This is a genomic window from Candidatus Planktophila sp., from assembly GCF_040402275.1.
Classification (GTDB): domain Bacteria; phylum Actinomycetota; class Actinomycetes; order Nanopelagicales; family Nanopelagicaceae; genus Planktophila.
On sequence record NZ_JBBAMW010000034.1, the window covers coordinates 1,545 to 5,988 of the forward strand.

Below are 4,444 nucleotides of genomic sequence, written 5' to 3' on the forward strand. Positions count from 1 at the left end.
CCTACGCCTACTAAATAAAATCTTTAACTAACTAGCTACTTCTTACCCTGATTAGCAACAGCTGCAATTGCATCCTTAGCTGCTGCAGGATCTAGATACTCTCCGCCTTTAATAACTGGCTTAAAGTTTGCATCCAGTTTGTAATACAAAGGAATGCCGGTTGGGATATTTAATCCAGCAATATCAGCATCGCTAATGCCATCTAGATGCTTAACCAATGCACGCAATGAATTGCCGTGGGCTGTCACAAGAACTCGCTTGCCAGCCTTTAGATCTGGCACGATCGCCTCATCCCAGTAAGGAAGCATGCGGTCAATAACATCTTTTAAGCACTCACTCTTTGGTGCACTAATACCCGCATAACGAGCATCATGTGCCTGGCTATATGGATCTGCGTCATCAATCGGTGGTGGTGGCACATCAAAGCTTCTGCGCCATAACTGGAACTGTTCTTCGCCGTACTCGGCCAAGGTCTGTGCTTTGTCCTTGCCTTGCAACGCTCCATAGTGGCGTTCATTTAAACGCCATGAGCGCTGCACTGGAATCCAGTGACGATCACAGGCATCTAGGGCTAACTGCGATGTGTGAATAGCACGGCGGAGCAATGAGGTGTGAAGAACATCTGGCAGTAATCCGCGCTCTGCCAACATCACGCCACCGCGACGTGCCTCTGCTTCACCTTTGTCTGAAAGTCGAACATCGACCCATCCTGTGAAAAGGTTCTTGGCATTCCATTCGGATTCACCGTGGCGCAGCAAGACAAGTTCGAAGTTAGTCATGGTTACAGTCTAAACCAAATGCTTGAAAGCATCTAAATTGGACAAGGATTCTCCGCGTGAAACTCGCCAAGCCCACTCACGTCGGATCGCGTTAGCAAAGCCAAGTTCTAGCAGTGGATTAAAGGAGCTATCGCTGTATTGCAAGACAGATCCCACTAAACGATCTAGTTCGCGATCTGTGACAGCAAAGAGTGGCAAGCGACCTACTAAAAAAATATCTCCCAATTCATTGGTTGCAAATGCAATCCCATACATGCCAGCATTTTTTAACATGCAATAGGCGTGCACGCCTGCCGCATTATCATCAGGTTTGCGAATAACAAAGGCGTTAATACTTAAAGAGTGATCCCCAACAATGAGTGCGCAATGTGTCTGCAGCTTCTTTTCACCTGGCAATGACACTAAAAAGGTATTGGCATCTTTGCGCTCATATTCAAGATCATGAGAATCTAAAAACTCTTCAATGGTGATGCGGGGGTCGATCGCAGCCATTTACGCTTCCAGTGATTTGCGAGACTGGGTAATAACTTGATCGTAAATATCTAGCGTGCCACGAGCTGTTGCATCCCAACCAAAGTGTGAAGCGTGCTCAATGGCACCCATCGATAAAAGCACGCGGCGCTGTGGCTCTTGCAGCAAACGCACGATAACTGAAGACCACGCCTTTGGATCATGTCCATCAACTAAAACACCTGAAATACCGTCAGCAACTGCTGTGCGAAGGCCACCAACAGCTGTTGCAACAACTGGTGTGCCACATGCTTGTGATTCAAGTGCCACTAAACCAAAGCTTTCGCTATAGCTAGGCACAACCACTAAATCTGCTGCGCGATACCACTGCGCTAAATCTGCGCGTGGCACAGGAGGAGAAAAACGAACAACATCATCGATTGCTAGCCATGTTGCAAGCTCTTTTAAGCGATCTACCTCTTCAGTGTTAGCACCAGATGCACCGCCAATAATATTGACTATCAACTTATGACGAAGCAGCGGTGAGTGCTTTACTAATTCACTGGTTGCACGGATTAATACTTCAGGGCCCTTATGTGGCTGGATGCGACCAACAAAGGAAACAACTAGTGCATCCTTTGGCAATCCAACAAACTCACGTGCTGCGCTTCGCCCTTGGCCTGGTGTGAATGTGTAGAGGTCCACACCTGGACTCACAACATGGACGATGTCAGGACAGGCATCATAAAGAGAGACCAGGCTTGCAGCTTCTGCATCTGTATTTGCAACCAGTGCGTTTGCTGCTGCAACAACCTGTGTTTCACCCTGCACGCGAATCATTGGCTCTGGGGTTTCTCCTTCAGCCAAATTCAAGTTCTTCACACGAGCCATGGTGTGCATGGTGTGAACTAGCGGAATACCAAGCTCTTTAGCCGCTGGCATCGCAACTTTTCCTGAGATCCAGTAGTGAGAATGAATTGCATCGTACTTTTCATCCTTTAAAAGACGCAAAAACTCTTTAGATAATCCAGAGATGTGTGCAGGCAATTGTTCTTTGGTCAGTGTGCCGTGCCCGCATTCAAAGTAGCGCACGCGCACTCCTGGTGAAATCTCAACAGTCTCAGTTTCACTTGCATGTGTGCGGCGGGTAAAGATGTCGACTGAAACACCCATGGCAGCCATACGTTGGGCAGATTCGACAACATAGATATTCATGCCACCTGCATCACCAATACCTGGTTGTTCCAGGGGTGATGTGTGCACCATCAATACTGCAATGCGCCCGCTCATGTGTGTAAGGGTACGCGCCCCTAGAGCGTTGCGCGAATGGTGCCCACTGGCAGGCCTGCACCCAATGTATTAACAGGCACTTCCCGCGCATCAATACCAAATTTGGCAAAAGCTGCAGCAGTAATTGCCGGCATAGCACGTGCATTGCCATCACTGATCTTGATTGCCAATGTTCGCCCATCTGCAAGGGAAGCAACATTGACCGCCTCTGCTCCATCTTTCATAAACAACCCAGGGATGTTTTGCATCATCCGTGTTGCAAGACGACCAGGACCAGAAACCATTTCAGGATAATCACGACAAGCTTGTGCAACCTCTTGGTGCACAGGATCTGTGCTAATTGTTAAGGTACGAATTGCGCGAGCAAGACCTAACAGTGAAAACAAAAACAGCGGAGCACCGCAGCCATCAACACTGACACCGGCTACTTTTTCACCGCTCATGGCTTCTACTTCGGCCCTAATCGCAAGTTGCAAAGGATGTGCTGGATCTAAATAAGAATCTATAGGCCAGCCATTAACAACGCAGGTGGCAAGCATTCCTGCATGCTTTCCGCTGCAGTTCATGGCAAGACGGGTTGGCTCTGCTGTTCTACGAAGTTCTTCATCTAATGGGCGATCTAAAATGCATTGCAATGAGTGCTCATCAAGACCTGCCTTTGCCAAAATAGCTTGGGCTCCTTGTTGGTGCATCGCAGTACCTGCATGGGATGCACACACCAGCGCCAACAACCGTGGCTCAATATCTAAACCAGCACGCACCATCGCAGATGCCTGAATTGATTTAAGAGATGAGCGTGAGTAAATATCTAGTGTGGGATCACCTTTTTGAAAAAGGATGGAGCCATCAGCGTTGAGCAACACCATGTGTCCTGCATGAATAGATTCAACAACATCACTGCGCGTGACTTCAGCTAATACCTCGCCCAGCATTAACTCGCCCGGCATTTAATCTGATTGACGCTCTAGTGAGGACCAGATGTGGGCTTGTAGTTCATGGCCTTCTGCAGCCATGTCATAGGCATAGAAGAGTTCTCCAGCTACCAACCCATACAAACGCACACCTGCTGTAACAATCTTGGCAGAAGGCGCTGAATAGCCTTGATCCATTACTAACTGAATCTTTGGACCATCAAATGTTCCAACCCAACCTTCAGTAATGCCGGTGTTGTGAGAAATTACAACCTCTAAAACATTGTTGGGCTTAACGCGCCAGAAACCAACCTCAGATGCAGCTGGTCTGACAATTTCACCTTCAGCATCAATAATCCATGAGCGAGAAAAATAGTTAAGAAAGTTGCGACCATCATGGTTAAAGACAACCTCTTGTGCGTACTCAAAGGCTGGAATCGTTGGGTACTCACCGCGGCCCTTGCCGCGCCAAGTGCCGACCATCCATGCCAATGGATTTAAGTCTGGATGCAAACCTTCAGGGATTGTGAAAACCATTAGGGACGTTGCCTCCAGTTAGTGATGCGCCTTGCTTGTGATTGGCGACCTTTAAATGCATAAACAATGAGCACCACACCTAATGCGATGGCAACAAGGCCAAGGATTATTGATGTGAACAGCTCCATGGCTTAAGAATAGCGGTTAAACAATTACCTGCTGCGCCGCCGGCACTCCACCAACCATTAGCGTTGCTTCTATTGGCGTATTTCTTTTAACAACTGCCAATGCAATTGTTCCTAATTCATGGTGACGAGCAACTGTGCCGACAAACCCAACAACTATTTCATCATTTTCAATCTTGGTGCCAACAGCCGGAAAACCAACATCGCTGCCATCAAGGTGGAGCATGACTAATCTGCGCGGTGGATTACCTAAGTTATAGATCTTTGCCACAGTCTCTTGGCCTCTATAGCAACCCTTTTTCATATGAACTGCGCCATTTAAAACGCCAAGCTCATTAGGAATTGATTTGTG

7 protein-coding genes are annotated in these 4,444 nt (G+C 47.7%); all 7 read right to left on the bottom strand.

Annotated features, from left to right (window positions below; all coding sequences use genetic code 11):
- Window positions 1-35 precede the first annotated feature (35 nt).
- Window positions 36-779 (bottom strand): phosphoglyceromutase, encoded by a 744-nt coding sequence (locus AC9UEY_RS05520; protein ID WP_509538890.1) that lies wholly within the window; start codon window positions 777-779, stop codon window positions 36-38.
- Between the two features lie 9 nt (window positions 780-788).
- Window positions 789-1,271: a type III secretion system chaperone family protein gene (locus AC9UEY_RS05525; RefSeq protein WP_509538893.1), complete on the bottom strand. Its 483-nt coding sequence runs from the start codon at window positions 1,269-1,271 to the stop codon at window positions 789-791.
- On the bottom strand, window positions 1,272-2,519 hold the full coding sequence (gene mshA / locus AC9UEY_RS05530; protein WP_509538896.1) for a D-inositol-3-phosphate glycosyltransferase: 1,248 nt from the start codon (window positions 2,517-2,519) through the stop codon (window positions 1,272-1,274).
- A 20-nt stretch (window positions 2,520-2,539) separates the two neighbouring features.
- A complete protein-coding gene (locus AC9UEY_RS05535) occupies window positions 2,540-3,451 on the bottom strand; it encodes an asparaginase (RefSeq protein WP_509538899.1) in 912 nt (303 codons plus the stop codon).
- A gap of 15 nt (window positions 3,452-3,466) precedes the next feature.
- Window positions 3,467-3,967, bottom strand: a complete 501-nt coding sequence (locus AC9UEY_RS05540) for a heme-binding beta-barrel domain-containing protein (protein WP_509538902.1) — start codon at window positions 3,965-3,967, stop codon at window positions 3,467-3,469.
- Window positions 3,967-4,095: a hypothetical protein gene (locus AC9UEY_RS05545; RefSeq protein ID WP_509538905.1), complete on the bottom strand. Its 129-nt coding sequence runs from the start codon at window positions 4,093-4,095 to the stop codon at window positions 3,967-3,969. Before AC9UEY_RS05545 ends, AC9UEY_RS05540 begins: the two co-directional genes overlap by 1 nt.
- 16 nt (window positions 4,096-4,111) lie before the next feature.
- The coding region (ygfZ, locus tag AC9UEY_RS05550) for a CAF17-like 4Fe-4S cluster assembly/insertion protein YgfZ (RefSeq protein ID WP_509538908.1) at window positions 4,112-4,444 on the bottom strand (333 nt) is incomplete at its 5' end.